Source organism: Nocardioides sp. GCM10027114 (assembly GCF_042659625.1).
In the GTDB taxonomy this organism is placed as follows: domain Bacteria; phylum Actinomycetota; class Actinomycetes; order Propionibacteriales; family Nocardioidaceae; genus Nocardioides.
Genome location: NZ_JBHSSS010000008.1, coordinates 20347 through 44252, shown reverse-complemented (window position 1 = coordinate 44252; position 23906 = coordinate 20347). Strand labels below are relative to the sequence as shown.

Genomic DNA, 23906 nt, shown 5'->3' with positions numbered 1-23906 from the left:
GCGCGCACCCGTTCGGTGATCAGCGTGCGTGCCTGCCGGGCGGTGACCGGTGGCGGGTGACCCACACCGCCGCGGCCAGGATCAGGCCGCCCGGGACGACCAGGCTGAGCGCAGCCCCGAGTCGGCCGGGGAACCAGTCGAAGGCCGCGCTGGGCCCGGTGAGCATCACGGCGGTGGCCGCGACGGCCAGCCAGGTCAGCCGACGCTCCCGCACTGCGAGGACCACCAGCGCCGCGGCGGTCAGGAAGCCGAGGGCGAACCCGAGGTCGTTGAGCATGCCGTAGGAGCCGAGGAGGGCGGCGAGGGCACCCAGCGACACCCCCGCCACACGCGGCGGGAACCAGCCCAGCCAGGCCAGCACCATGCAGGCCGTCCCCAGGGCCCAGATCTCCGCCCCGAGCCAGGCTGAGTCGGTGAGGGTGAGCTGCTCGGCGAGGGCCGATGCCGACAGCAGCACGAGGGCGAGCATCGCGGCCTGCTGGAGCACCCGCTGGCAGCGCCACCACAGCACGGCGGCGACCACGGCCGCCGGCGCGAAGGCGGGGAGGAAGACATCCTCGTCCTCACGGTGGAGGAGGTCCACCGCGACCACGGCGAAGAGCCCGGTTGCCGCGACGACGCCCAGCGCCCAGAACGCCGAGCGCAGCCTGCCCGCCGTCGCGCCGAGATGGCCGGGCATCACAAAGCCGCCGCCGATGAGCGCGACGACTGCCACGCCGAGCAGTGCCAGCCGGACCCACACCGACAGGTCCTCCCAGGCTGCCCCCACGACGATCACGCCACCGAGCGCGGCCAGCGCGCCGCCGACGTACCCGACCGCTTCCACGACGCGCGAGGGCATGGGCTGCCCCGGCGGCATGGTGACGACCTCGAGCTGCCCGGGGGTCCCCTCGTCGCGCACGACCCGGTCCTCCGTCGTGGGATCCACACCGCCTCCCGATCGTCCCGATCGCCCCGATCGACTGGCCCCCGCTCGTCCACCATGGTCGTCGGGGGGCGCGGGGTGTGACAGGGACCATCGGGGTGCGTCTCGCGGGACCTCGGCACCGGATCGCCGGCAAAACGGAAGGAGCCCCTCCGAGGAGGGGCTCCGACCTGTGATGTGGTGGGCGATACTGGGTTTGAACCAGTGACCTCTTCCGTGTCAAGGAAGCGCGCTACCGCTGCGCCAATCGCCCGAGTTCTTGAGTTATCCGGTGGCTGGTGGAGGTGGGTACGGGATTTGAACCCGTGTACACGGATTTGCAGTCCGTTGCCTCGCCTCTCGGCCAACCCACCGTGGAGGCCCAACGTATGGGAGAGACCTCTCCGAGCGGACGACGAGGCTCGAACTCGCGACCTCAACCTTGGCAAGGTTGCGCTCTACCAACTGAGCTACGTCCGCTTGCTTCCTCGGCCCGGGGGCCTCGGTGCGAGACGAAACATTAGCCCACGCCCCACCCGGTGCAAAATCGACCCCCTGCGGGCGTGTTGAAGCCCCGGAACTCCGGGCTTTTCGTCCCTAGAGTGACGCCATGCGCGCCTGGTTGAACGGACAGCTGCTCGACGACGCCACGGCTCCGGCCCTCTCGGTGACCGACCACGGGTTCACCGTCGGCGACGGGGTGTTCGAGGCGATCAAGGTCGTGGACGGCAAGCCGTTCGCCCTCGACCGGCACCTCGACCGGCTCGCGCGGAGTGCGCGCGGCCTCGGACTCGACGTCCCCGAGGCCGGGGTGGTGCGGCGCGGGGTCGCCGCGGTGCTCGAGGGCCAGGTCCTGCCGCTGGGCCGGATCCGGATCACCCTGACCGGCGGGCCGGCGCCCCTCGGCTCCGGCCGCGGCGATGCGCCGCCGACGCTCGTGGTCGTCGCCGACACCATGGGCCACTGGCCCGAGTCGACCGCGGTGGTCACCGTGCCGTGGCCGCGCAACGAGCGCGGCGCGCTCGCCGGCCTCAAGACCACGTCGTACGGCGAGAACGTCGTCGCGCTCGCCGAGGCCCAGCGCCACGGCGCCTCGGAGGCGATCTTCGAGAACCTCGCCGGCCACCTGTGCGAGGGGACCGGCTCCAACGTCTTCTACGTCGTCGACGGCGAGCTGCGCACGCCGACGCTCGCGAGCGGCTGCCTCGCCGGAGTGACCCGGGCGCTCGTGCTGGAGTGGTACGGCGGGACCGAGGTCGACGAGCCGATCGGGGTGGTCGACGAGGCCAGTGAGGTCTTCCTCGTCTCGACGACCCGCGACGTTCAGGCGGTCGAGCGGTGGAACGACCGGGAGCTGCCGGCGCCGGGCCCGGTCACCGAGGAGGTACGCCGTGTCTGGCAGGAGCGCGAGCCCGAGCTGCTGGGCCTCTGACCGCCGTCGGACCAGTGCCCGGCCGGAGCGGAGGCCGGCCTGCGCGGGTCGATGTGAGTCCCGGCCGTCGATAGGCTATGGTTTCGCACCGCACCGCACCGCAGGGTGCATGTCTGGGCGATTGGCGCAGTGGTAGCGCGCTTCGTTCACACCGAAGAGGTCACTGGTTCGAACCCAGTATCGCCCACCACCAGACAGAGGCCGGTCCCCGACGGGGCCGGCCTCGTGCTTTTGCCAGGTCCTCTCGGTCTGCTGGCGCACGTCGCAAACCGGGGCGAGCCGAGGGTGGCGCGGCGGATACGATCGTCCGGACCGCCCACTCGGGCGGACAGACCACCTACGCAGGGAGAGCTCGTGTCCGACATCAAGGTCGTCCTCGTCCACGCCGATGTGCGTGAGGAGCGGACGGTCACGACGGGCACCAAGGCCTGGGAGCTGTACGCCGAGGACCCCGCCGTCATCGCGGCGCGTATCGGTGGCGAGCTCAAGGACCTCTCCCACGAGCTCGCCGACGGCGACGAGGTCGAGGGCGTCGCGATCGACAGCCCCGACGGCCGCGACATCCTGCGCCACTCGACCGCGCACGTCATGGCGCAGGCCGTGCAGCAGATCTGGCCCGAGGCCAAGCTGGGCATCGGCCCGCCGGTCGAGAACGGCTTCTACTACGACTTCGACGTCGAGACCCCGTTCGTCCCCGAGGACCTCGCGAAGATCGAGACCGCGATGCGGAAGATCATCAAGGAGGGCCAGCGGTTCTCGCGCCGCGTCGTCAGCGACCACGACGCGATCCACGAGCTGAAGGACGAGCCCTACAAGCTCGAGCTCGTCGGCCTCAAGGGCTCCGGCCACGCCGAGGGTGCCGCCGAGGGCGCGGGCGTCGAGGTCGGCGCCGGCGAGCTGACGATCTACGACAACGTCCGCCGCAACGGCGACGTGGCGTGGGGCGACCTGTGCCGTGGCCCGCACCTGCCGACCACGAAGCGGATCCCCGCCTTCAAGCTGATGCGCACGGCGGCGGCGTACTGGCGCGGCGACGAGAGCAACCGCCAGCTCCAGCGGATCTACGGCACCGCCTGGGAGAGCAAGGAGGCGCTCGAGGAGCACCTCCACCGCCTCGAGGAGGCCGAGCGGCGCGACCACCGCAAGCTGGGTCGCGACCTCGACCTCTTCAGCTTCCCCGACGAGATCGGGTCGGGCATGGTCGTCTTCCACCCCAAGGGCGGCGTGATCAAGCGGGTGATGGAGGACTACGTCCGCGCCCGCCACATCGAGGAGGGCTTCCAGTACGTCGGCACGCCCCACATCACCAAGGAGGGGCTGTTCCACACCTCCGGGCACCTGCCGTACTACGAGGACACCATGTTCCCGCCGATGGAGCTGGAGAACAGCCGGTACTTCCTCAAGGCGATGAACTGCCCGATGCACAACCTGATCTTCCGCTCACGCGGACGGTCCTACCGCGAGCTGCCGCTGCGGTTCTTCGAGTTCGGGTCGGTCTACCGCTTCGAGAAGTCCGGCGTCGTCCACGGCCTGACCCGGGTCCGCGGCATGACCCAGGACGACTCCCACTCCTACGTCACCCCGGAGCAGGCCCCCGAGGAGATCAAGCACCTGCTGGACTTCGTGCTGAGCCTGCTCAAGGACTTCGGGCTCGACGACTTCTACCTCGAGCTGTCGACGCGTGACGACAGCAAGAAGGACAAGTTCGTCGGGTCCGACGAGGACTGGGCGACCGCCACCGCGATCCTCGAGAAGGTCGCCACGGACTCCGGCCTCGAGCTGGTGCCGGACCCGGGCGGCGCGGCGTTCTACGGCCCCAAGATCTCCGTGCAGTGCCGGGACGCGATCGGCCGCACCTGGCAGATGTCGACCATCCAGTACGACTTCAACCAGCCGAAGGGCTTCGGGCTCGAGTACCAGGCTGCCGACGGCAGCCGGCAGCAGCCGGTGATGATCCACTCGGCGAAGTTCGGCTCGCTGGAGCGCTTCTTCGGCGTCCTCGTCGAGCACTACGCCGGTGCCTTCCCCCCGTGGCTCGCCCCGGTCCAGGTCCAGGGCATCCCGATCGCGGAGCGCCACCACGACTACCTGTACGACGTCGCGCGACGGATGCAGGCGGCTGGGCTGCGCGTCGAGGTCGACGACTCCGACGACCGGATGCAGAAGAAGATCCGCAACGCGCAGCTCCAGAAGGTGCCGTTCATGGTGATCGCCGGCGACCAGGACATCGAGGCGGGCGCCGTGTCCTTCCGCTACCGCGACGGACACCAGGAGAACGGCGTCCCGGTCGACGAGGCGATCAAGCGCGTCGTGGAGGCTGTCGAGAACCGCGTGCAGGTCTGAGAACGGGACCGAGGTCGTGAGCGAGCCGGAGGAGATCGCACACCAGGACGGGATCGGCGTCGCCGACGGTCTCGACCGGCTCTGGACTCCCCACCGGATGGCCTACATCCGCGGCGAGAACAAGCCGGACGACGACACCGAGGGCCAGTGCCCCTTCTGCCGGATCCCGGGGAAGAACGACCAGGACGGGTTGGTGGTGCGGCGGGGGCGGTTCGCCTACGCCGTGCTGAACCTCTACCCGTACGCTCCGGGCCACCTCATGGTCTGCCCCTACCGGCACATCGCCGACTACACGGAGACCACGGACGAGGAGGCTGCCGAGATGGCCGACCTCACCCGACAGGCGATGACGGTCATCCGCTCGGTGTCGGCGGCCAAGGGGTTCAACATCGGGATGAACCAGGGGTACGTCGCCGGGGCGGGCATCGCGGCCCACCTCCACCAGCACGTCGTGCCGCGCTGGCCCGGCGACCAGAACTTCATGCCCATCATCGGGCGCACCAAGACGCTGCCGGAGCTCCTCGGAGACACCCGGGTGCTCGTGGCCCAGGCCTGGGAGCAGCAAGCCGCCACCGGCTAGGCCGGGCTAGCCCCTTCGCGTCATTGCCCCTGCCCGGTCACCGGAGCAGGGTGGGAGTCGAGCGGCGGCGCCGCCGGGGTGCCGCCCGGACCCCGCTGGAGGCAGCGCATGTACGCCCGTTCCACCACCATCAAGGGGGACCCCGCCAACGTCGACGCCGTGATCGCCTTCGTCCGCGACGAGGTCATGCCCATGATCACCTCCATGGACGGTTGTCTCGGCCTGTCCCTCGTCGTCGACCGCGAGTCGGGCCGCGGCATCGCGACCAGCTCGTGGGACAGCAAGGAGGCCCTCGACGAGAGCCGCGACAGTCTCGCCCCCGTCCGCGCGCGTGGCGGTGAGATCCTCGGCGGCACCCCCGAGGTCGACGAGTGGGAGGTCGCGATGATGCACCGTGACCACCACACCGGCGTCGGCGCCTGCTGCCGCGTCACCTGGGGCCGCGTCCCCGACGTCGACCGCGCCGTTGGCTTCTTCCGCGACGAGGTCCTGCCCAAGGCCGAGGGTATGAACGGCTTCTGCAACGCCAGCCTGTTCATCGACCGGTCGACGAACCGTTTCACCACCACCGTCACGTTCGACAGCCACGAGGCTCTCGCGGAGAGCCGCACCAAGGCCGCAGGCATCCGGTCCCACGCCGGCGACCGCATCGGCGCCGAGTTCCTCGACATCGCCGAGTTCGACCTCGAGCTGGCCCACCTGCACCTGCCCGAGCTCGTCTGACGGACAGCTCCGGACAGGCCGGCACACGGAGAGGAAGGACCTCGTGTACGCACGATCCATCACCATCCAGGGCGACGTCGACCGGCTCGAGGACGGCATCGCCTACGTCCGGGACGAGGTCCTCCCCGAGATGCCCGAGCGGCCCGGCTGGGTCGGGCTCTCGATGCTCGTCGACCGTGTCACGGGCCGGTGCATCGTCACCAGCTCCTGGCGCACCGCCGGCGACATGCGCGCCAGCGACCTCCACCTCGCACCGCTGCGTCACCGCGGTGCCCGACTCCTCGGCGGGATGCCTCTCGTCGAGGAGTGGGAGGTCGCGGTCATGCACCGGGCACACCGGGTGGAGGACGGCGCCTGCTGCCGCGTGGCCTGGCTGCGCACCGACCACGCCCGCGTGGACAGCGGCATCGCGGTCTACCGCGCCAGCCTGATGCCGGAGATGGAGTCGCTGCCCGGGTTCGTCAACGCCAGCCTGCTGGTCAACCGTGGCCTGGCGCGCGCCTGCAGCACCGCGACGTACGACACCTGGGACGCCATGGAGGCGAGCCGGGACCGGGCCTGGGCGCTCCGCGAGGCCCGCGCCCGCGAGGTCGGCGTGGACGTCCTCGACGTGGCGGAGATGGAGCTGGTGCTGGCTCACCTGCGGGTGCCCGAGCTGGTCTGAACCGTTCCGTAGAGCCCCGACGACGCTGCCTGCGCGAGGCGGCGTCGGCGCGGCGGGGATGCCCGGTAGCCTGCGGCCACCATGATGGAACGCTTCCGGGCCTTCTGGACGAAGGTCTTCTCGCCGATCGCCCGCCTGCTCCTCCGGATGGGGGTCAGCCCCGACGTCGTCACCCTGGTCGGCACCCTGGGGGTGTCGGTCGGTGCCCTCGTCTTCTTCCCCCGCGGTGAGCTGCTCCTCGGCGTCCTGTTCATCACGGCGTTCGTGTTCAGCGACCTCATCGACGGGCACATGGCCCGGCTCAGCGGTCGCACGTCGCCGTTCGGGGCGTTCCTGGACTCGACGCTGGACCGGATCGGCGACGCCGCGATCTTCAGCGGTCTCGCGCTCTACTTCGCGGGGCCCGGCGACAGCGACCTGTACCTCGCCCTGTCCCTCGTCTGCCTCGTGATGGGCGGCGTGGTGTCCTACGCGCGCGCACGCGCCGAGTCGCTCGGCTTCGAGGCCAAGGTCGGCATCGCCGAGCGGGCCGACCGCCTCGTCGCGATCCTCGTCATGACCGGCTTCAGCGGACTGCTCGACCTGCCGGTGCTGCTGCACGTCACGCTGTGGGCGCTCGCACTGGCCAGCACCGTGACCGTCGGCCAGCGGATCTGGGTCGTCCGCCGCCAGGCCCTCTCCGGCAGCGCCGCCTGACAGGGCGCGGGCGGTGCTGCCCGCAGGGTGTCCTGCCGATGCGGCCGGTCACGGACGCGCCCGTACCATGAGCGCATGGCAGAGAACCACCCCCACGAGCACGCCTCGGCCACCACCGAGGGCGGCTCCACCACCGGCACCGGCACCACCCGCGTCAAGCGCGGCATGGCCGAGATGCTGAAGGGCGGCGTCATCATGGACGTCGTCACTCCCGAGCAGGCGAAGATCGCCGAGGACGCCGGCGCGGTCGCCGTCATGGCGCTCGAGCGGGTTCCGGCCGACATCCGGGCGCAGGGGGGCGTCTCCCGGATGAGCGACCCGGACATGATCGACGGCATCATCGAGGCCGTCTCGATCCCCGTCATGGCGAAGGCCCGCATCGGCCACTTCGCCGAGGCGCAGGTCCTGCAGAGCCTGGGCGTCGACTACATCGACGAGTCCGAGGTGCTCACGCCGGCCGACTACGCCAACCACATCGACAAGTGGGCCTTCACGGTCCCGTTCGTGTGCGGCGCGACCAACCTCGGCGAGGCGCTGCGGCGGATCACCGAGGGCGCGGCGATGATCCGCTCCAAGGGCGAGGCCGGCACCGGCGACGTGTCCAACGCGGTCACCCACATGCGCACCATCGGCGGCGAGATCCGCCGGCTCACCTCGCTGAGCCCCGACGAGCTGTACGTCGCGGCGAAGGAGCTGCAGGCGCCGTACGACCTCGTCAAGGAGGTGGCCGAGGCCGGCAAGCTGCCGGTCGTGCTGTTCACCGCCGGCGGCATCGCGACTCCGGCGGACGCGGCGATGATGATGCAGCTCGGCGCCGAGGGCGTCTTCGTGGGCTCCGGCATCTTCAAGTCCGGCAACCCCGCCCAGCGCGCCGAGGCCATCGTGAAGGCGACGACCTTCTACGACGACCCGGACGTGGTCGCCAAGGTCTCGCGCGGCCTCGGTGAGGCCATGGTGGGCATCAACGTCGACGACATCCCGGTCCCGCACCGGCTCGCCGAGCGCGGCTGGTGACCTGACCGACTCGCGACTGACGGGCCGGGCCACGGTGACGTGGCCCGGCCCGCGGCCGTCCGGGCCCCGGGACTACCATCCGGGCGTGACCTGCACCATCGGCGTCTTCGCGCTCCAGGGGGACGTCCGCGAGCACCTGCGCGTGCTCGGCGACCTCGGCGCGACGACCATGCCCGTGCGCCGGCCCTCCGAGCTCGAGGCCTGCGACGGCCTCGTGCTGCCGGGCGGCGAGTCCACCACGATGGCCAAGCTGGCCCGCACCTTCGAGCTCCTCGAGCCGCTGCGCAAGCGGGTCGCCGCCGGCATGCCGGTCTTCGGCACCTGCGCCGGGATGATCATGCTCGCCGACAGGATCCTCGACGGCGCCCCGGGCCAGGAGACGCTCGGCGGCCTCGACGCCACCGTGCGCCGCAACGCCTTCGGCCGCCAGGTCGACTCGTTCGAGGACGACCTCGACTTCCGCGGCCTCGACGCCCCGGTGCACGCGGTCTTCATCCGGGCGCCGTGGGTCGAGGAGGCCGGGCCGGACGTCGAGGTGCTCGCCCGGGTGGAGCGCGGCCCGGCCGCGGGTAGGATCGTCGCGGTCCGGCAGGGGCCGCTGATGGCGACCTCCTTCCACCCCGAGGTGGGGGGCGACGACCGGGTGCACCGGCAGTTCGTGGAGCTGGTCCGCTCCTCCTGAGGTCCGGACGACGACGTACGCGCGAGACGAGACGAAGAGAAGAGACGCATGGCTGGGCACTCCAAGTGGGCGACGACCAAGCACAAGAAGGCCGTCATCGACGCCAAGCGCGGCAAGATGTTCGCCAAGCTCATCAAGAACATCGAGGTGGCCGCGCGGATGGGCGGGGGAGACCCCGCGGGCAACCCCACGCTCTACGACGCCATCCAGAAGGCCAAGAAGGCCTCGGTCCCCAACGACAACATCGACCGCGCGGTCAAGCGCGGCTCCGGCGCCGAGACCGGCGGCGCGGAGTACCAGACGATCATGTACGAGGGCTACGGCCCCTCGGGCGTGGCGATGCTGATCGAGTGCCTCACCGACAACAAGAACCGGGCCGCCATGGAGGTCCGCACCGCGATGACCCGCAACGGCGGCTCGCTGGCCGACCCGGGGTCGGTCTCCTTCCTCTTCAACCGCAAGGGCGTCGTGGTCGTCCCGGTGGAGCAGGACGGCCGGACCGTCACCGAGGACGACGTCCTCGAGGCCACCCTCGACGCCGGTGCCGAGGAGGTGGCCGACCTGGGTGAGTCCTTCGAGGTGATCTCCGAGGCCACCGACCTCGTGGCCGTCCGCAGCGCCCTCCAGGCCGCCGGGATCGACTACGACTCTGCCGAGGCGTCGTTCGTCCCCGACAACAAGATAGCGCTGGACGCCGACGGCGCCGGCAAGCTGTTCCGGCTGATCGACGTTCTCGAGGACCTCGACGACGTCCAGAACCTCTACGCCAACTACGACGTGAGCGACGAGGTCATGGAGCAGCTCGACGCCTGAGCGTGTCGTACGCCGATCGGTCGGCGCGGCCGGTTAGCGTGGACTCCGAACAGGTGTTCGGACGGAAGGCGTCGTGATGCGTGTGCTCGGGATCGACCCCGGCCTCACCCGCTGCGGGATGGGCGTGGTCGAGGGCTCGGTGGGTCGACCGCTCCACCTCGTCGACGTCAACGTGCTGCGGACCAGCGCCGACCTGCCGGTGGCGGAGCGGCTGGTCACCATCGAGCGGGGCATCGACGCCTGGCTCGACGAGTACGCCCCGGACGCCGTCGCCGTGGAGCGGGTCTTCGCCCGCTCCGACTCGAGCACGATCATGGGCACCGCCCAGGCGAGCGGCATCGCCCTGGTCGCCGCCGCCCGCCGGGGCCTGCCGGTCGCGCTGCACACCCCCAGCGAGGTGAAGGCGGCGGTCTCCGGCAGCGGTCGCGCGGCCAAGGCCCAGGTGGGCGCGATGGTGACCCGGATCCTCCGGCTCGACGCGCCCCCGAAGCCGGCCGACGCGGCCGACGCGCTGGCCCTCGCCATCACCCACGTCTGGCGCGGCGGCGCCCAGTCCCGCATCGAGGCGGCGCTCGCCGCCCAGAGATCAGCACAGCGGGCGGCCCAGCGGCAGGCGACCCGCCCCGGCACCCCGGCAACCCCCAGGAGCAGCAGATGATCTCGTTCGTGCGCGGCGACGTCGCCGCGGTCGGTCTCACCAGTGCGGTCGTGGAGGTGGGGGGCATCGGCCTCGAGGTGCAGTGCACCCCCGGCACGCTCGCCACGCTCCGCCCGGGCCAGCCGGCCACCCTGCCGACGAGCATGGTGGTGCGCGAGGACTCCCTCACCCTCTTCGGCTTCGTCGACGAGGACGAGCGCGCGACCTTCGAGCTCGTCCAGACCGCGTCCGGCGTCGGCCCCAAGCTGGCCCAGGCAATGCTCGCGGTGCTCTCGCCCGACGACCTGCGGGTCGCGGTGGCCGCCGACGACGTCAAGACGCTGACCCGCGTCCCCGGCATCGGCCAGAAGGGGGCGCAGCGGATCATCCTCGAGCTCAAGGACCGGCTGGGCGCCCCGGTCGGCAGCGGCGCCCGGGCGGCGGTCCCGGCCCCGGCGGAGGCCTGGCGCGACCAGGTCCGCCAGGGCCTGGTCGGCCTCGGCTGGTCGGCCAAGGACGCCGACCGGGCGATCGAGACCGTTGCCGCCGAGCAGCAGCCGGGACCGGCCGCCGACGCCGGCGCCGTGGCCGGACTGCTGCGCGCGGCCCTCCGTACCCTCAGCAAGGCGTGACCATGGACCACCTGGAGGCAGCCGAGGAGGCCCACCTGCGCTCGCTCACCGCGGCGGAGGCCGAGGGCGACGAGCGTGCGGTGGAGGCCGCGCTCCGGCCGCGGACCCTCGACGAGGTCGTGGGCCAGCAGCGGGTCCGCGCGCAGCTCGGCCTGGTGCTCGAGGCGGCCCGGCAGCGGGGCCGCGCGCCCGACCACGTGCTCCTCTCCGGCCCGCCCGGCCTCGGCAAGACGACCCTGGCGATGATCATCGCCGCCGAGATGACCGCTCCGCTGCGGCTGACCAGTGGTCCGGCCATCACCCACGCCGGCGACCTCGCCGCCATCCTGTCCGGCATGAACGAGGGCGACGTCCTCTTCGTCGACGAGATCCACCGGATGTCGCGGCCGGCCGAGGAGATGCTCTACATGGCGATGGAGGACTTCCGGGTCGACGTCGTCATCGGCAAGGGACCCGGCGCCACCGCGATCCCGCTGGAGATCCCGCCGTTCACCCTGGTCGGCGCCACCACGCGCGCCGGCCTGCTGCCGGGGCCGCTGCGCGACCGGTTCGGCTTCACCGGCCACCTCGAGTTCTACGAGCCCGACGAGCTCGACCTGATCGTCCACCGCTCCGCCGGGCTGCTCGGCGTGGAGCTGACCCCCGACGGCTCCGCCGAGATCGCCTCCCGCTCCCGCGGCACCCCCCGCATCGCCAACCGGCTGCTCCGCCGGGTCCGCGACTACGCCCAGGTCCGGGCCGACGGGCTGGTCACCCTCGACGTCGCCCGGCGTGCGCTGGACCTCTACGAGGTCGACGGGTCGGGGCTCGACCGGCTCGACCGCGCGGTCCTCGACGTGCTCTGCCGCCGCTTCGGCGGCGGGCCGGTCGGCGTCTCGACACTGGCCGTCGCCGTGGGGGAGGAGCGCGAGACGGTCGAGGAGGTCGCCGAGCCCTTCCTCGTCCGGTCGGGCCTGCTCGCCCGCACCCCGCGCGGCCGGGTCGCGACCCCTGCCGCGTGGACCCACCTAGGGCTCGAGGCGCCGCCGCCCCCGCCCGGCGCGGGCGAGGCCACGCTCTTCGAGGACTGATTCAGGTCCGCGGAGTGGCCGCGGTTACACTTCGTGGTCGGTCGACCGCCCTGTGCCGGTCGCCTCCCCACCCCACGCTCGGAAGGTCTTGTCGTGCCGGAGCTCGTCTCCCTGTTGCCTCTCGTCGCCATCATCGGCCTCTTCTGGCTGCTCCTCATCCGGCCGCAGGCCAAGCGGCAGCGGGAGCTGCGCCGGATGCAGGACGCGCTCAGCGTGGGCGACGAGGTCATGCTCGCCTCCGGCATCTTCGGACGCCTCGTCTCGACCGAGGGCGACCGGCTCCACCTCGAGGTCTCCGCGGGCGTGACCCTGCAGGTCGCCCGCGGCGCCGTCGCCCAGGTCGTTCCCCCCGCCGCCGACCGCGGCTACGAGGGTGAGTCCGGCCCGCACGGCGAGGAGGGCTGACGTGGCCCGCAAGACCTACCGGCCGGGTCGCACGGTCGCGGTCTTCTTCGCCTGCCTCGGCATCGCCTTCGGGCTGGTCGCCATCGCGGGCGAGTGGACGCCGCGCCTCGGCCTCGACCTCCAGGGCGGCACCCGCATCACCCTGGTCGCCAAGGGCGAGACCACCCAGGAGAACCTCGGCCAGGCGCGGGCGATCATCGACCAGCGCGTCAACGGCTCCGGTGTCTCGGAGTCCGAGGTCAACACCCAGGGCGACAACATCGTCGTCGTCGAGATCCCCGGCGAGGGGCGACGCGAGCTCGTCGAGACCGTGAAGCGCCAGGCACAGCTGCGCTTCCGCGTCGTCGCCTGCACCTCCTTCGACCCCACCTGCGGCGGCCAGCCGGTCCAGGCGCCGCAGCAGCAGCCCGGCCAGGATCTCGGCCAGGGTGGCGGCTCCGGTGTCGTCATCCCCGAGACCGAGTCCTCCGACGGGACCTCCGACGGGACCTCCGACGGGACCTCCGACGGGGCCGCCGAGCGCCCCGGCCTCGCGTGGGCCGACAAGAAGGGCGACAAGAAGGCCGGCAGCAAGGACGGTCAGAAGGACGCCAAGGCGCAGGGCACCGGCGGCGACAAGTCCGGCAACGGGTCGGGCGAGGGGGCCGGTCAGTCGGACCAGCCGGCCCAGCCCGAGGGCGGCGCGAACGTCGACGACCCGCTGACCTGGATGGACAACCCCGACCCGGCCAGCGTCCGCGCCTTCAACGAGTACGAGTGCCCGCCCGCGGGCGAGGTCGCGCTCGTCGACGACAACCCCGACCGACCGCTGGTCACCTGTGACGAGGACGGCATCAAGTACCTCCTCTCGGTCTCGATGATCGAAGGCACCCAGCTCGACTCCGCCGACGCGGTCATCCCGGACCAGCAGGTCAACTGGGTCGTCACCCTGGACTTCAACCGCGAGGCCACGGACACGTTCGCCGACATCTCGCGCGACCTGTTCGGCACCCAGAACCAGTTCGCCATCGTGCTCGACGGCCAGGTGATCTCGGCCCCCACGATGGAGGGCATCATCACCAACGGGCAGGCGCAGATCAGCGGGAACTTCACCGAGGCGACCGCCGGCAGCCTCGCGACCAGCCTCAAGTTCGGTGCGCTTCCCGTCACCTTCGACGACAACAGCACCCAGGTCGAGCTGGTCGGCCCCTCGCTCGCGGGCAACCAGCTCTCGGCGGGCCTGCTCGCCGGCGGCTTCGGCCTCGCCCTGGTGATGGTCTACTGCATGCTCTACTACCGCGGCCTCGGCATCGTGGTGCTCGCCTCGCTCTTCGTGGCGGCGGCATGGACCTACGCGATGGTGCTGCTGCTCAGCGAGGCCGCCGGCTTCGCGCTCAGCCTCCCGGGCGTTGCCGGCCTCATCGTCGGGGTCGGCATCACCGCGGACTCGTTCATCGTCTACTTCGAGCGGATCCGTGACGAGATGCGTGAGGGCAAGTCGATGCGGGTGGCCGCGGAGAGCGGCTGGGCCCGCGCCCGCAACACCTGCCTCGCGGCCGACGCGGTGTCGCTGCTGGCGGCGGTGGTCCTGTTCATCTTCGCCACGGGCGTGGTGAAGGGCTTCGCGTTCGCGCTCGGCCTGTCCACGCTGATCGACCTCGCCGTGTTCTTCTGGTTCACCCACCCGATGGTGTCCTGGCTGGGCCGGTTCCAGTTCTTCAACAAGGGGCACAAGCTCTCCGGCCTCGACGCCGAGAGCCTGGGTCTCGACCGACTCCCCGTGGGAGGGAGGGCCTGATGGGCAAGTTCTCGCGTCTCGGAAACGACCTCTACAGCGGCAAGAGGTCCATCGACTTCGTCGGCAAGCGGTGGCTCTGGTACACCGCCTCCGCCGTCCTGGTCGTCATGTGCCTCTCCGGGCTCCTCGTCAAGGGGCTCAACTGGGGCATCGAGTTCACGGGCGGCGCGGAGTACCGCGTCACCCTGCCGTCGAGCCAGGTGACCCAGGACACCGCCGACGACGTCCGCACCGCCGTTGCGGACAGCGGCGTCGACAACGCCTCCTCGCCCGTGGTCACCACCTCGGGAACGGAGTCGATCCTCGTCCAGACGGAGCCGCTGACCGACGAGGAGTCGGCGGTCGTCGCCGACGTCATCCTCGAGACGACCGGGGCCCAGGCCGACGCGCTGTCGCAGTCCGAGATCGGCGCCAGCTGGGGCCAGGAGGTCGCCGAGCGCGCCCTGATCGGCCTCACCGTCTTCCTGGTGCTGGTGGTCCTCTTCATCTGGGCCTACTTCCGCCAGTGGAAGATGTCGGTGGCCGCGCTGGTCGCGCTGGCCCACGACGTCATCATCACCGTCGGGGTCTACGCGCTGTCCGGCTTCGAGGTCACGCCTGCCACGGTCACCGGTGTGCTGACCATCCTCGGCTTCTCGCTCTACGACACCGTCGTGGTGTTCGACAAGGTCCGCGAGAACACCAAGGACATGCGATCGCACCACCAGACCTACGCCGAGGCCTCCAACCTCGCGGTCAACCAGACCCTGGTCCGCTCGATCAACACCTCGGTCGTCGCGCTCATCCCGGTCGGCTGCATCCTCTACGCCGGCGCGATCCTGCTCGGCACGGGTTCGATGAAGGACCTGGCGCTGGCGCTGTTCGTCGGCATGGCCGCCGGCGTCTACTCGTCGGTCTTCATCGCCACGCCGCTGCTGGTGCACCTGAAGAGCAACGAGTCCGAGGTCGTCATGGCCGAGAAGCGCGAGAAGGCACGCCGGCGCGCCCAGGCCGACCGCTACGCCTCGGTCCCGGCGTTCAGCGAGGGGATGCCGGTGCAGGCCGAGCCCGAGGTGCGGCTGCCGTACGACGACGGTCCCGTGGAGCAGCCGGTGGCCGCCCCTACGGCCTCCGCGCCCGAGGCCTCCGGCCGCGGCCGGGTCGTGCCGCAGGCCCACGGCCCGATGAAGCAGTCCGGCGCGGCCGGGCGGGCCCAGCCCACACGGAAGCCGCGGTCCAAGCGGGGCAAGAAGTGACCCAGGCCGACCGGTCGGGGGCCGACGTGACCGCTGCGGCGCGCGACGCGCTGCAGCGGCTCGTGGTCGACGTCCAGGACTTCCCCGAGCCGGGCGTGGTCTTCAAGGACATCACGCCGCTGCTCTCCGACCACACCGGCTTCACCGCGGTGGTCGAGGCGCTCGCCGCCTCGGGCCGGGACTCGTCGGGAACGGTCGTCGTCGACAAGGTCATCGGGATGGAGGCCCGCGGCTTCATCCTCGCGGCCCCGGTCGCCCTGGCGCTCGGCACCGGCTTCGTCCCGGTCCGCAAGTCCGGCAAGCTGCCGCGCGACACCCACGCCGTCTCCTACACGCTCGAGTACGGCCAGGCGACGCTGGAGATGCACGCCGACGCGGTCGAGCCGGGGGACCGGGTGCTGCTCGTCGACGACGTGCTCGCGACCGGCGGCACGGTCGCCGCGACCAGCGAGCTGGTCCGCCGCGCGGGTGGCGTCCCGGTTGGCGTGTCGGTGCTCATGGAGCTGAGCTTCCTGCCGGGTCGGGCCACGATCGGCGACCTTCCGCTGCGCAGCCTGCTGACGATCTGACCGTCACTCCTAGACTGGTCCCCGTGAGCGACGAACCGGCGGCCACCTCCGCGACCCGGGACCGGGCCGCGGACTCGACGACGTCCGCTCGCGGCATGCGCGCGCGGCTCGCCCGGATGGGTTCCCGGAGCCAGCCGGGCAACCCGGTCCTCGAGCCGCTGTTCCGGGCGGTGCGGGCCAACCACCCGAAGGCCGACCTCGCGCTCCTCGAGCGCGCCTACGTCACCGCCGAGCGATTCCACCGTGGCCAGACCCGCAAGAGCGGCGACCCCTACATCACCCACCCGCTCGCGGTCACCACCATCCTCGCCGACATCGGCATGACGGAGCCGACGCTGGTGGCGTCGCTGCTGCACGACACGGTCGAGGACACGCCGTACACCCTCGACCAGCTGCGCGACGACTTCGGGGACGAGGTGGCCCACCTCGTCGACGGCGTCACCAAGCTCGACAAGGTCAAGTACGGCGACTCCGCGCAGGCCGAGACGATCCGCAAGATGATCGTGGCGATGTCCAAGGACATCCGCGTCCTCGTCATCAAGCTGGCCGACCGGCTCCACAACATGCGCACCCTGCGCTACGTGAAGCCGGAGACCCAGGAGCGGGTGGCCCGGGAGACGCTCGACATCTTCGCGCCGCTGGCCCACCGGCTCGGCATGAACACCCTCAAGTGGGAGCTCGAGGACCTCGCGTTCGCCACGCTCCACCCGAAGATCTACGACGAGATCGTCCGGATGGTCGCCGAGCGCGCACCGTCGCGTGGCCAGTTCCTCGCCCAGGTCATCAGCCAGGTCGAGCAGGACCTCAAGGACGCGAAGGTCAAGGCCAAGGTCACCGGCCGTCCGAAGCACTACTACTCGATCTACCAGAAGATGATCGTCGGGGGCCGCGACTTCTCGGACATCTACGACCTCGTCGGGATCCGGATCCTCGTCGACGAGGACCGCGACTGCTACTCCGCCCTCGGCGTCGTCCACGCCCGCTGGAACCCCGTCCTCGGCAGGTTCAAGGACTTCGTGGCGATGCCGAAGTTCAACATGTACCAGTCGCTGCACACCACGGTGATCGGTCCTCAGGGCAAGCCCGTCGAGATGCAGATCCGCACCTTCGGGATGCATCGTCGCGCCGAGTACGGCGTCGCCGCCCACTGGAAGTACAAGGAGGACGGCCGGGCCGGCCTGGACACCGACCGCCAGGGCGACCTCGACGACATGACGTGGGTGCGCCAGCTCCTCGACTGGCAGAGCGACGTCGAGGACCCGGGTGAGTTCCTGGAGTCGCTGCGGTTCGAGATCAACCGCCAGGAGGTCTACGTCTTCACGCCGCGCGGCGACGTGATCGCGCTCCCGGCGGGCGCCACGCCGGTCGACTTCGCCTACGCCGTCCACACCGAGGTCGGCCACCACACGATCGGCGCCCGGGTCAACGGCCGGCTGGTGCCGCTCGAGTCGCCGCTGGAGAACAGCGACGTCATCGAGATCTTCACCTCCAAGGCCCCCAACGCCGGCCCGTCGCGTGACTGGCTGACGTTCGTCAAGTCGCCCCGCGCCCGCTCCAAGATCCGTCAGTGGTTCACCAAGGAACGCCGCGAGGAGGCCATCGAGCGCGGCAAGGACCAGATCGCGCGGATGATGCGCAAGGAGGGGCTGCCGCTGCAGCGGCTGATGTCCCACGAGACGCTCACGCTCGCGGCCGTCCACTTCAAGCTCGCCGACGTCTCGGCGCTCTACGCAGCCGTGGGGGAGGGCAACCTCAGCGCCCAGGCCGTCGTACGCCGGGTCATCGACCTGCACGGCGGCGCCGAGGGCGCCGCGGAGGACCTCGCCGAGGGCGTCACCATCACCGGACGCCGGCGCGGGCCGCGGGTGACCCCGGCCGGCGACTCCGGCGTGATCGTCAAGGGCACCAGCGACGTGTGGGTGAAGCTCGCCAAGTGCTGCACGCCCGTGCCTCCCGACCCGATCCTCGGGTTCGTCACCAAGGGCGGCGGTGTCTCCGTGCACCGTCACGACTGCACCAACGCCGAGAGCCTGCGCAGCCAGCCGGAGCGGCTGCTCGAGGTCGAGTGGGCGCCGACCGGCCAGTCGACGTTCCTGGTCAACATCCAGGTGGAGGCCCTCGACCGGGCGCGGCTGCTCTCCGACATCACGATGGCGCTCTCCGACGCCCACGTGAACATCCTCAGCGCGACGCTGTCGACCACGCGGGACCGGGTCGCGAAGAGCCGCTTCACGTTCGAGATGGCCGAGTCGAAGCACCTCGACAGCGTGCTGCGCGCAGTGCGGTCGGTGCCCGGCGTCTTCGACGCCTACCGGGTGACGCAGTAGCGCTACGATGCGTCCCGCGGCGGCACTGGTCGCCGCCCTGCGCACCTCACTGGATCTCGACCCGCCGACGCGACCTCGCCGGCTCGGCCGCGGGCTCGCTCGATCTTCTCCGCGTTCGGCGCCGACTCGCAGGCTCGTCGGCCCCGAGCTACGAAAAGTCGGCGGAGGCCTTCTTGGCCATGTCGAGGAACTGGCGCCGCGACGCGAGGTTCTCCTCGAGCTCGGTGACCTTGCGGTCGTCGCCGGCCGCACGGGCCTTCTCGAGGTCGGCCTCGACCTGGGCGATCGCCGCCTCGAGCTTGGAGACCATGTCGTCGGCGCGCGCCGACTTCTCCGGGTCGGTGCGGCGCCACTGCTCGTCCTCGACGTCCCGGATGGCCTGCTCGACCTTGCGGATCCGGCCCTCGAGCTCCTTGATCCGGGCCCGCGGCACCTTCCCGGCCGCCTCCCACCGCTCGGCGATGTCGCGCATCGTCCTCTTGGCGGCGTCGAGGTCGGTGACCGGCAGCAGCGCCTCGGCCTCGGCCAGGAGCTGCTCCTTGACCTCGGCGTTGGCCGCGAACTCCTGGTCCTGCTCCGCGGCGGCGGCGTCGCGGGCCCCGAAGAACTGGTCCTGGGCGCCCCGGAACCGCTTCCACAGTGCCTCGTCGACGTCGCGGGGCGCGGGACCCGCGGCCTTCCACTGCCGCATCAGGTCGCGGAAGCGGCCCGAGGTGGGTCCCCAGTCGGTCGAGGAGGCGAGGCCCTCGGCCTCGGCGGCGAGCTTCTCCTTCACCCCACGGGCGGCCTCGCGGCGCTCGTTCTGCTCGGCGAAGTGCGCCTTGCGCCGCCGGGTGTAGGCGGTGCGGGCAGTCGAGAAGCGGCGCCACAGGGCGTCGTCGGAGGCGCGGTCGATCCGGGGGAGCGCCTTCCACTGGTCGAGGAGCTCGCGCAGCCGGTTGGCGCCGTGGCGCCAGTCGGTGCCCTCGGCGAGCCGCTCGGCCTCGGCGACGATCTCCTCCTTGCGGCCGCGGGACTCCTCCGCCTTCTGGGCGCGCTCGGCCCTGCGGGCGGCGCGCTGCTGCTCGATGACCGGGCCGAGCGAGTCGAGCCGCCCGACCAGGGACGCGAGGTCACCGACGGCGTGGGCGTCGACGACCTGCTCGCGGACGGTGCGCACCGACTCGGCGGCCTCCTCCGGCGAGAGCTTGCCCGCCCGGACCCGCTGCTCGAGGAGGTTCACCTCGAACGCCAGCGCGTCGTAGCGCTCGGTGAAGAACTTCAGGGCCTCCTCGGGCGTGCCCTCGGGGTACTGGCCGACGGAGCGCTCGCCGTCGGCGGTCTTCACGTAGACCGTGCCGTCCTCGGCGACCCGACCCCACTCATGGCTCGTCACAGGTGTTCCTCTTCGCTCGCTCGGACGCACGCTCGGTGCGGATGCACGGCCCATGCTAGTCAGGACCGGGCTCGTGCGGGACCGGCCGGTGCGGACGGCGGTCGGCGCGGCGGCTACCCTGCGTGGGTGTTCATCGCCGGCTTTCCCGCAGGACCCTGGGGGACCAACTGCTACGTCGCCGCCACCGGACCCGGCAGCGAGTGCGTGGTGATCGATCCCGGCAAGGACGCGGCGGCGGGGGTCGCCGAGGTGGTCCGGGAGCACAAGCTGAAGCCCGTGGCGGTCCTGGTGACCCACGGCCACGTCGACCACATGTGGTGCGTGGCGCCGGTGGCCGGCACCTACGACGCCACCGCCTGGGTCCACCCCGACGACCGCCACCTGCTGACCGACCCGATGGCCGGCATGTCGCGCGAGACCACCCAGATGCTCCTCGGCGGCTCCTACGAGTGGGCGGAGCCCGACGACGTCCGGGAGCTCTCCGACCTGCAGGAGCTCGAGCTGGCCGGCCTGCGGTTCGTCGTCGACCACACCCCGGGCCATACCGAGGGGTCGGTCACCTTCCGCACGCCGTACCCCGCCGACGACGTCTCCGAGGTCATGTTCTCGGGCGACCTGCTCTTCGCCGGCTCCATCGGACGCACGGACCTGCCGGGCGGTGACCACGCCACGATGCTGCGCAGCCTCACCGAGAAGGTGCTGCCGCTCGCCGACGACATCGTGGTGCTCCCCGGTCACGGCGAGCAGACGTCCATCGGTCGCGAGCGCGCGACCAACCCCTTCCTGCAGGACCTCCAGGCGGACGGTTCTGCGGGTCGAGTGACCCGAGGTCTCTGACACCCATGAACGCCAAGCCCACCCCGCTCAGCGGGTTCCCCGAGCTGCTCCCCGAGCAGCGCTTCGTCGAGCAGCAGGTCGTCGACACGCTGCGCAACACCTTCGAGCTGCACGGCTTCGCCGGCATCGAGACCCGGGCCGTCGAGCCGCTCGACCAGCTGCTGCGCAAGGGAGACACCTCGAAGGAGGTCTACCTCCTGCGGCGGCTCCACGAGGAGTCGGCCGAGGGCCACGCCGGCATCGGCCTGCACTTCGACCTGACGGTGCCGTTCGCGCGCTACGTCCTGGAGAACGCCGGCAAGCTGGAGTTCCCCTTCCGGCGCTACCAGATCCAGAAGGCATGGCGGGGGGAGCGCCCCCAGGAGGGGCGCTACCGGGAGTTCACCCAGGCCGACATCGACATCATCGGCCGCGACGCGCTGCCGTTCCACCACGACGTCGAGGTCACCCGGGTGATGGTCGACGCCCTCGGACGGCTCGACTTCCTGCCGGCGTTCCGGCTACAGGTCAACAACCGCAAGCTGATCCAGGGCTTCTACGCCGGTCTCGGCATCGCCGACACCGATGAGGTCATGCGCCTGGTGGACAAGCTCGACAAGCTGCCGGTCGACAAGGTCCGCACGATGCTGGTCGAGGAGGCCGGGAACGACGCGGCGACCGCCGACCGCGTGCTCAAGCTCGCGACGATCCGCGCGACCGACGACTCCTTCGTCGCGGCCGTGCGCGACCTCGGCGTCGAGCACGAGCTGCTCGACGAGGGCCTCGCGGAGCTCTCCGCCCTGGTCACCTCGTGCGCCGACCTGGTGTCCGGCCGGGTCCGGGTCGAGGCCGACCTCTCGATCGCCCGCGGCCTCGACTACTACACCGGCACCGTGTTCGAGACCCGCCTCGACGGCTACGAGTCGCTGGGCTCCATCTGCTCCGGCGGGCGGTACGACGCGCTGGCCTCCGACGGCCGGTCCACCTACCCCGGCGTCGGCATCTCGCTCGGGGTCAGCCGCGTGGTCGTCTCGCTGATGGCCCGCACCGGGCTGGCGGCCAGCCGCAAGGTGCCCAGCGCCGTCGTGGTCGCCCTCGTCGACGACGAGTCCCGCCCGGCCAGCGAGGCCGTGGCCGGGGCGCTGCGGGCCCGCGGCATCCCCTGCGAGGTGGCCCCCTCGCCCCAGAAGTTCGGCAAGCAGATCCGGTACGCCGAGCGACGCGGCATCCCGTTCGTCTGGTTCCCCCAGGCCGACGGCGCCCACCAGGTCAAGGACATCCGCTCAGGCGAGCAGGTCGAGGCCGACCCCGCCGCCTGGACACCACCCACCGAGGACCTGCGACCGCAGGTCGTTGCCAAGGAGAAGAAGCAGTGATCCGCACCCATGACGCCGGCGCCCTCCGCGCCGCCCACGCCGGGCAGACCGTGACCCTCGCCGGGTGGGTCGCCCGCCGACGGGACCACGGGGGCGTGGCCTTCCTCGACCTCCGCGAGGCCAGCGGGGTCGTCCAGGTCGTGGTCCGGGACGAGGCGGTGGCCCACAGCCTCCGCAACGAGTACTGCCTCAAGGTGACCGGTGAGGTCAGCCTCCGGCCCGAGGGGAACGCGAACCCGAACCTGCCGAGCGGCGAGATCGAGGTCATCGCCGCCGACGTCGAGGTGCTCAGCGCCTCGGCGCCGCTGCCGTTCCCGATCGACGAGCACCTCGAGGTGGGGGAGGAGGCCCGGCTCAGGCACCGCTACCTCGACCTGCGCCGCTCCGGCCCCAACGAGGCGCTGCGGCTGCGCTCCCGCGTCAACAAGGCGGCCCGCGACGTGCTCGACGCCCACGACTTCGTGGAGATCGAGACCCCGACCCTGACCCGGTCGACCCCCGAGGGCGCCCGTGACTTCCTGGTGCCGGCCCGGCTCCAGCCCGGCAGCTGGTACGCCCTGCCGCAGAGCCCGCAGCTGTTCAAGCAGCTGCTCATGGTGGCCGGCATGGAGCGCTACTACCAGATCGCGCGCTGCTACCGCGACGAGGACTTCCGCGCCGACCGGCAGCCGGAGTTCACCCAGCTCGACATCGAGATGAGCTTCGTCGACCAGGACGACGTCATCGGCGTCGCCGAGGAGATCCTGGTCGCGCTGTGGAAGCTCATCGGCCACGACGTGCCGACCCCGCTGCCGCGGATGACGTACGCCGAGGCGATGGCGCGCTACGGCACCGACAAGCCCGACCTGCGGATGGGCCAGGAGCTCGTCGACTGCACGGAATTCTTCCGAAACACCCCCTTCCGCGTCTTCTCCCCTGACAACGCGCCCTACGTCGGCGCCGTCGTCATGCCCGGGGGAGCGAGCCAGCCCCGCAAGCAGCTCGATGCCTGGCAGGAGTGGGCCAAGCAGCGCGGCGCGCGCGGCCTCGCCTACGTCCTCGTCCAGGAGGACGGCGAGCTCGGCGGTCCCGTCGCCAAGAACCTCTCCGAGGAGGAGCGCGCCGGCCTCGCCGCCCACGTGGGCGCCCAGCCGGGCGACTGCGTCTTCTTCGCGGCCGGCCCGGTCAAGGCCAGCCGCGCCCTGCTCGGTGCCGCGCGGCTCGAGATCGGTCGCCGCTGCGACCTGATCGACGAGTCCGCCTGGGCCTTCCTGTGGGTCGTCGACGCCCCGCTCTTCGAGCCCGCCGACGAGGCCACCGCCGCGGGCGACGTGGCCGTCGGCAGCGGCGCCTGGACCGCGGTCCACCACGCGTTCACCGCGCCGCAGGACCTCGACGGCTTCGACCAGGACCCCGGCAACGCCCTGGCGTGGGCCTACGACATCGTCTGCAACGGCAACGAGATCGGTGGCGGCTCCATCCGTATCCACCGCGAGGACGTCCAGAAGCGCGTCTTCTCGATCATGGGCATCGACGAGGACGAGGCGCAGGAGAAGTTCGGCTTCCTCCTCGAGGCCTTCAAGTACGGCGCCCCGCCGCACGGCGGCATCGCCTTCGGCTGGGACCGGATCGTTGCGCTGCTCGCCGGCAGCGACTCGATCCGCGACGTCATCGCCTTCCCCAAGTCGGGCGGCGGGTTCGACCCGCTGACGGCCGCCCCGGCGCCGATCACCACGCAGCAGCGCAAGGAGGCCGGCGTGGACGCCCAGCCGGTCAAGCCGGTCCAGCCGGGGGCCTCCGAGGCGGCTCCCGCGGGGGACCCCGCCCAGGAGTGACGTGCCCCACGTGGCGACCGGG

At 71.5% G+C, this 23906-nt stretch carries 22 protein-coding genes and 4 tRNA genes; 21 read left to right on the top strand and 5 right to left on the bottom strand.

Annotated elements, in window-relative coordinates; genetic code table 11:
• Positions 1–19: 19 nt before the first annotated feature.
• From ACFP2E_RS04600 to ACFP2E_RS04585, 4 genes are all read right to left on the bottom strand, one after another.
• Positions 20–928 carry a hypothetical protein gene (locus ACFP2E_RS04600; RefSeq protein WP_378521426.1) on the bottom strand — a complete coding sequence of 303 codons (909 nt, stop codon included), beginning with the start codon at positions 926–928 and terminating at the stop codon, positions 20–22.
• 175 nt (positions 929–1103) lie between these two features.
• Positions 1104–1178 (bottom strand) — tRNA-Val (locus ACFP2E_RS04595).
• A gap of 26 nt (positions 1179–1204) precedes the next feature.
• A tRNA-Cys gene (locus ACFP2E_RS04590) sits at positions 1205–1278 on the bottom strand.
• A 33-nt stretch (positions 1279–1311) separates the two neighbouring features.
• Positions 1312–1384 (bottom strand) — tRNA-Gly (locus tag ACFP2E_RS04585).
• Positions 1385–1514: 130 nt separating this feature from the next.
• Between ACFP2E_RS04585 and ACFP2E_RS04580 the strand changes: the two genes are divergently transcribed.
• The 18 genes from ACFP2E_RS04580 (at position 1515) to ACFP2E_RS04495 (ending at position 18503) form a co-directional block, all read left to right on the top strand.
• Complete coding sequence (locus ACFP2E_RS04580; protein ID WP_378521427.1) at positions 1515–2336, top strand: aminotransferase class IV; 822 nt, start codon at positions 1515–1517, stop codon at positions 2334–2336.
• A gap of 115 nt (positions 2337–2451) precedes the next feature.
• Positions 2452–2526: transfer RNA gene (locus ACFP2E_RS04575), tRNA-Val, on the top strand.
• A 164-nt stretch (positions 2527–2690) separates the two neighbouring features.
• A complete protein-coding gene (gene thrS / locus ACFP2E_RS04570; protein ID WP_378521428.1) occupies positions 2691–4679 on the top strand; it encodes a threonine--tRNA ligase in 1989 nt (662 codons plus the stop codon).
• Positions 4680–4695: 16 nt separating this feature from the next.
• Positions 4696–5259, top strand: coding sequence for an HIT family protein (locus tag ACFP2E_RS04565; RefSeq protein ID WP_378521429.1), 564 nt, complete (start codon positions 4696–4698; stop codon positions 5257–5259).
• A 108-nt stretch (positions 5260–5367) separates the two neighbouring features.
• A complete protein-coding gene (locus ACFP2E_RS04560) occupies positions 5368–5982 on the top strand; it encodes an antibiotic biosynthesis monooxygenase (RefSeq protein WP_378521430.1) in 615 nt (204 codons plus the stop codon).
• A gap of 43 nt (positions 5983–6025) precedes the next feature.
• On the top strand, positions 6026–6646 hold the full coding sequence (locus ACFP2E_RS04555) for a hypothetical protein (RefSeq protein WP_378521431.1): 621 nt from the start codon (positions 6026–6028) through the stop codon (positions 6644–6646).
• Between the two features lie 81 nt (positions 6647–6727).
• Positions 6728–7342, top strand: coding sequence for a phosphatidylinositol phosphate synthase (pgsA, locus tag ACFP2E_RS04550; RefSeq protein ID WP_378521432.1), 615 nt, complete (start codon positions 6728–6730; stop codon positions 7340–7342).
• Positions 7343–7507: 165 nt separating this feature from the next.
• Complete coding sequence (gene pdxS, locus ACFP2E_RS04545) at positions 7508–8356, top strand: pyridoxal 5'-phosphate synthase lyase subunit PdxS (RefSeq protein ID WP_378521463.1); 849 nt, start codon at positions 7508–7510, stop codon at positions 8354–8356.
• 85 nt (positions 8357–8441) lie between these two features.
• Complete coding sequence (gene pdxT, locus ACFP2E_RS04540; RefSeq protein ID WP_378521433.1) at positions 8442–9038, top strand: pyridoxal 5'-phosphate synthase glutaminase subunit PdxT; 597 nt, start codon at positions 8442–8444, stop codon at positions 9036–9038.
• Between the two features lie 48 nt (positions 9039–9086).
• A complete protein-coding gene (locus ACFP2E_RS04535; protein WP_378521434.1) occupies positions 9087–9851 on the top strand; it encodes a YebC/PmpR family DNA-binding transcriptional regulator in 765 nt (254 codons plus the stop codon).
• A 76-nt stretch (positions 9852–9927) separates the two neighbouring features.
• On the top strand, positions 9928–10509 hold the full coding sequence (gene ruvC, locus ACFP2E_RS04530) for a crossover junction endodeoxyribonuclease RuvC (RefSeq protein ID WP_378521435.1): 582 nt from the start codon (positions 9928–9930) through the stop codon (positions 10507–10509).
• Entirely contained in the window at positions 10506–11120 is a 615-nt protein-coding gene (gene ruvA / locus ACFP2E_RS04525) for a Holliday junction branch migration protein RuvA (RefSeq protein ID WP_378521436.1), read from the top strand. The genes ruvC and ruvA overlap by 4 nt, the downstream gene beginning before the upstream one ends.
• 2 nt (positions 11121–11122) lie before the next feature.
• Positions 11123–12190: a Holliday junction branch migration DNA helicase RuvB gene (ruvB, locus tag ACFP2E_RS04520; protein WP_378521464.1), complete on the top strand. Its 1068-nt coding sequence runs from the start codon at positions 11123–11125 to the stop codon at positions 12188–12190.
• A 93-nt stretch (positions 12191–12283) separates the two neighbouring features.
• Entirely contained in the window at positions 12284–12595 is a 312-nt protein-coding gene (gene yajC, locus ACFP2E_RS04515; RefSeq protein WP_378521437.1) for a preprotein translocase subunit YajC, read from the top strand.
• 1 nt (position 12596) lies between these two features.
• Positions 12597–14372, top strand: a complete 1776-nt coding sequence (secD, locus tag ACFP2E_RS04510) for a protein translocase subunit SecD (RefSeq protein ID WP_378521438.1) — start codon at positions 12597–12599, stop codon at positions 14370–14372.
• Positions 14372–15607, top strand: coding sequence for a protein translocase subunit SecF (gene secF / locus ACFP2E_RS04505; RefSeq protein WP_378521439.1), 1236 nt, complete (start codon positions 14372–14374; stop codon positions 15605–15607). The genes secD and secF overlap by 1 nt, the downstream gene beginning before the upstream one ends.
• Before the next feature lie 26 nt (positions 15608–15633).
• A complete protein-coding gene (locus tag ACFP2E_RS04500) occupies positions 15634–16176 on the top strand; it encodes an adenine phosphoribosyltransferase (RefSeq protein WP_378521465.1) in 543 nt (180 codons plus the stop codon).
• Between the two features lie 95 nt (positions 16177–16271).
• Positions 16272–18503: a RelA/SpoT family protein gene (locus tag ACFP2E_RS04495; protein ID WP_378521466.1), complete on the top strand. Its 2232-nt coding sequence runs from the start codon at positions 16272–16274 to the stop codon at positions 18501–18503.
• A gap of 148 nt (positions 18504–18651) precedes the next feature.
• Here the strand turns inward: ACFP2E_RS04495 and ACFP2E_RS04490 are convergent, their stop codons facing one another.
• Positions 18652–19878, bottom strand: coding sequence for a DUF349 domain-containing protein (locus ACFP2E_RS04490; protein WP_378521440.1), 1227 nt, complete (start codon positions 19876–19878; stop codon positions 18652–18654).
• Between the two features lie 126 nt (positions 19879–20004).
• Between ACFP2E_RS04490 and ACFP2E_RS04485 the strand changes: the two genes are divergently transcribed.
• From ACFP2E_RS04485 to aspS, 3 genes are read left to right on the top strand one after another with little or no spacing between them, the layout of a single operon-like run.
• A complete protein-coding gene (locus tag ACFP2E_RS04485; RefSeq protein WP_378521441.1) occupies positions 20005–20715 on the top strand; it encodes an MBL fold metallo-hydrolase in 711 nt (236 codons plus the stop codon).
• Between the two features lie 5 nt (positions 20716–20720).
• The gene (gene hisS, locus ACFP2E_RS04480; RefSeq protein ID WP_378521442.1) at positions 20721–22070 is read left to right on the top strand and encodes a histidine--tRNA ligase; all 1350 of its coding nucleotides are present in this window, start codon (positions 20721–20723) and stop codon (positions 22068–22070) included.
• A complete protein-coding gene (gene aspS, locus ACFP2E_RS04475) occupies positions 22067–23884 on the top strand; it encodes an aspartate--tRNA ligase (protein ID WP_378521443.1) in 1818 nt (605 codons plus the stop codon). The genes hisS and aspS overlap by 4 nt, the downstream gene beginning before the upstream one ends.
• Positions 23885–23906: the final 22 nt, after the last annotated feature.

Coding starts and splice junctions, on each gene's coding strand:
- ACFP2E_RS04560 (WP_378521430.1), top strand. CDS start 5,368: ATGTACGCCCGTTCCACCACCATCAAGGGGGACCCCGCCAACGTCGAC.
- pgsA (WP_378521432.1), top strand. CDS start 6,728: ATGATGGAACGCTTCCGGGCCTTCTGGACGAAGGTCTTCTCGCCGATC.
- ruvA (WP_378521436.1), top strand. CDS start 10,506: ATGATCTCGTTCGTGCGCGGCGACGTCGCCGCGGTCGGTCTCACCAGT.
- secF (WP_378521439.1), top strand. CDS start 14,372: ATGGGCAAGTTCTCGCGTCTCGGAAACGACCTCTACAGCGGCAAGAGG.
- ACFP2E_RS04535 (WP_378521434.1), top strand. CDS start 9,087: ATGGCTGGGCACTCCAAGTGGGCGACGACCAAGCACAAGAAGGCCGTC.
- ruvB (WP_378521464.1), top strand. CDS start 11,123: ATGGACCACCTGGAGGCAGCCGAGGAGGCCCACCTGCGCTCGCTCACC.
- ruvC (WP_378521435.1), top strand. CDS start 9,928: ATGCGTGTGCTCGGGATCGACCCCGGCCTCACCCGCTGCGGGATGGGC.
- hisS (WP_378521442.1), top strand. CDS start 20,721: ATGAACGCCAAGCCCACCCCGCTCAGCGGGTTCCCCGAGCTGCTCCCC.
- ACFP2E_RS04495 (WP_378521466.1), top strand. CDS start 16,272: ATGCGCGCGCGGCTCGCCCGGATGGGTTCCCGGAGCCAGCCGGGCAAC.
- ACFP2E_RS04580 (WP_378521427.1), top strand. CDS start 1,515: ATGCGCGCCTGGTTGAACGGACAGCTGCTCGACGACGCCACGGCTCCG.
- pdxS (WP_378521463.1), top strand. CDS start 7,508: ATGGCCGAGATGCTGAAGGGCGGCGTCATCATGGACGTCGTCACTCCC.